The sequence below is a fragment of the Ornithinimicrobium sp. genome (assembly GCF_030537745.1).
In the GTDB taxonomy this organism is placed as follows: Bacteria; Actinomycetota; Actinomycetes; order Actinomycetales; family Dermatophilaceae; genus Ornithinicoccus.
In genome coordinates this window covers 1-1,867 of sequence record NZ_JAUNVI010000127.1, presented here as the reverse complement: position 1 = coordinate 1,867, position 1,867 = coordinate 1, and the positions used below count along the sequence as shown (strand labels likewise).

2 protein-coding genes are annotated in these 1,867 nt (G+C 67.6%); both read right to left on the bottom strand.

Going from position 1 to position 1,867, the window contains the following annotated elements:
- Position 1: 1 nt before the first annotated feature.
- A complete protein-coding gene (locus tag Q4P07_RS14285; RefSeq protein WP_303375580.1) occupies positions 2-757 on the bottom strand; it encodes a DUF1353 domain-containing protein in 756 nt (251 codons plus the stop codon).
- A gap of 14 nt (positions 758-771) precedes the next feature.
- Positions 772-1,749, bottom strand: coding sequence for a prolyl aminopeptidase (pip, locus tag Q4P07_RS14280; protein ID WP_303375581.1), 978 nt, complete (start codon positions 1,747-1,749; stop codon positions 772-774).
- Positions 1,750-1,867: the final 118 nt, after the last annotated feature.

Here is a 1,867-nt window from a genome sequence, read left to right as displayed (position 1 = left end):
GTCATTCCGCTTCGGCCGTGTCTCGCACACGCACCCCGCGCGCATCGGCCGGACCACTGACCAACCGCTCCACGCCCAGGTAGACCGCATACAGGACCAGCAGTGCTGCGGTGACGTGCAGGAGCAGCGCGAGGGTGACGCCGACGACGACACCGGCCCTCCAGCATCGACCCCAGCTGAGCGCCACGGCGCTGGGGATCAGCACGGCGAAGAGGGCCCCGTGCAGCAGCTCGACCCACCACCGCCGGTCCCCCATCCACGGCACCACGGCGATCAGGTCGAAGAAGTCCAGGGTGGCCAGGGTGCCGATGACCGCGACCGTGCCCAGGAGCGCGACCAGTTGCGCCCGCTTGAGCAGCCGGTCGCTGACCCACATCGTCCGCATGGTGACAGCCGCAAACATCAGCCACGCCCGCACCCTGCCGGTGCCCAGACCGATCATCGCGATGCGGAAGATCCGATCCGCCTCGTGCCGGTCGACGCGGGGGCCCAGGTAGCCGTGCGAGCTGATCAGTGCGTCGTGCAGCACCGCGGCCGGCAGGAAGTCGCCGGATCGAGGCACCAGCCAGGTGAAAAGGTCTGGCACAGAAGCGAAGTCGGTGTCGAACGTGGCCAGGTCGGCCGGGACGATAAACGGCTCGTGGTAGTCATCGCTTCGGTAGCCGAACTGACGCAGCAGGGTGAAGTCCCGACCGTCCACGCTGCGCAGTTCTAGGCGGAGCACTCCGCCGGTCTCCACGTCATAGAACTCCTCCACCGAAGCCCACCTGCTCAGTCGTCGGTCGCGAAGGCGTCGGTGGCCCGGATCAGGGCGTCGAGGTTGCCCGGCTCGGAGAAGGCGTGGCCCGCATCCGGCACAACCACAAAACGCGCCTTGGGCAGCCCGGCGGCCAGCTCGAACGCGGTCCTCGCGGGCGTGCACATGTCCAGACGTCCTTGAACAATCACCGTCGGCAGGTGTGCGATCCGGGCCAGGTTGGCGGCCTCGAGCAGCGAGCCCTCGCGGAAAAAGCCGCCGTTGACGAAGTAGTGGTTCTCGATCCGGGCGAAGGCGACGGCCTGGTCAGGAACGATGGCCTTCTGGTAGGCGTCCTCGTCCGGCAGCACAGTGATCGCCCGCGACTCCCAGCCACTCCAGGCCTGCCCAGCCGGCACATGCACGGCTGGGTCGGGATCGAAGAGCAGATCGTGATAGGCCAGCTGGAACTGGTCGCGCCGCTCCGGAGCGACCGGTGCGACGAACTCCGCCCAATGGTCGGGATAGACGTTCTCCAAGTGTCCACGCTCATACATCCAGGCCAGCTCGGTCCGGCGCAGCGTGAAGATGCCTCGCAGGATCAGCTCGGTGACGCGCTCAGGGTGTGACTGGCCGTAGGCCAGCGCCAGACAGGAGCCCCACGAGCCGCCGAAGACCTGCCAGCGCGGGATCCCGAGGTGATTCCGGATCGCCTCCATGTCCGCGATGAGATGCCCCGTGGTGTTGGTTGCCCACACCGTGGGGGCAAGGGTCGTCGAGGCAGACGGCGTCGATCTCCCTGCCATCCGCTGGTCGAAGAGGACAATGCGGTAACGCTGCGGATCGAAAACGCGTCGCTGCTGTGGCGAGGTCCCGCTGCCCGGGCCCCCGTGCACGAAGATGACTGGCTTCCCGTCCGGGTTACCGGACTCTTCGACATACACCTCGTGGCCGTCCCCTACGGGCAGCATCACGGTGGCGTAGGGCTCGATCGGAGGATAGAAGGTGCGCAGTTCGGTCACGCCTCGACCTTAGTCGCGCTCGACTCAGGTGTGGCGAGGTGCGAGTTATGGCTTCGGTGTGTGGCCCGGAGGGGTGCGGCCAGGCCCGCTGGGGGCCGCGTGGGTGGGG